Source organism: Winogradskyella sp. KYW1333 (genome assembly GCF_003335675.1).
Classification (GTDB): Bacteria; Bacteroidota; Bacteroidia; order Flavobacteriales; family Flavobacteriaceae; genus Winogradskyella.
This window is the reverse complement of record NZ_QPHL01000002.1, coordinates 1-1041: the sequence shown is the minus strand read 5'-3', so window position 1 is coordinate 1041 and position 1041 is coordinate 1. Positions and strand designations below refer to the sequence as shown.

Here is a 1041-nt window from a genome sequence, read left to right as displayed (position 1 = left end):
AACCTCTCTTCCCTGCAGGTTGTACAAGGTAGCTTTTGTATCGCGGAGCACAATGCCGTTTATAACCAGTTGTTTATTGGTAGTATCAGTAAATATAGTAATACGTGATAGCGGGTTGTCTGCAGTACTCAGTGCATTGTCCGTAAACCTGAGGTAAAAGCGCCCGGTGCCAGTAAGCTGCGATGTGGGTGTAAACACATAATCAGTGTTGGTTAATAGGGTAGAGGTATTGCTGCTGGTATCCTCTAAATATACCGCTACAGTCTCGGGGATATTGAGATCTGCAATACTAAACCTAAGCTGTTCGCCTGCATTGGCATTAACGCCCAACGGTATGCTAATATCCGACACATCACTACTGCCCAGTGCCTGCAGTGCTATGGCCTCTCCGGTACTATCCCCAACCAAGTGCGAGTATAGGGCAAAGCTAGGAGCACTACCACCCCACAATACGGCGTCATACCCGTGGTCAAGACCTTGTGAGGCATTATCATTAAAGTAGAATTCTGTAGTGTAGCTCTTGTTGGCAGTACTGATGTTTAGCTTTAAAAACGTTAGTGCCTCGTTAGTGTCTCGTCCTGCAATAAAATCATCCGCATTACCGGTTGTTCTCATCTCTGGTGTAAACTCTAGATTATAAGCACTGACATCGTTACCATCTGCCGCCACAAAGAAGCCTTGGCCAGGGGCCAAAAGTCTTGAGCCCACATTGGCCAGTGTAATAACATCCCAACCATCAGCCACATCACCGTCATACCCGTAAATACCAGAGGCCCCTTCTAGAATATCTAAATTGGTAACGCCAGAGGCCACTTCATGACTCAGAAAGGCAGAAAGGTCTACGTAAGATGTGTAAGGGTTACCAACAAGATTCCAATCGGCAAACGCTGGCCCGGAGTCTTGTAAATCTATGGCAACGGTGCCTGTCTCTACAGTACCGGTAAAAGTAAGGGTACCACCATCGCTGGTAGCGGCACGGTAACCCGTACCTGCGGTTATAACCGTACTGGCATCAGCCACAATATTATAATTGGTATAGTT

Annotated in this window: 1 protein-coding gene; it reads right to left on the bottom strand. The window is 46.9% G+C overall.

Going from position 1 to position 1041, the window contains the following annotated elements:
• On the bottom strand, nt 1-1041 hold a 1041-nt coding region (locus DUZ96_RS12835), incomplete at both ends, for a hypothetical protein (RefSeq protein WP_181855198.1).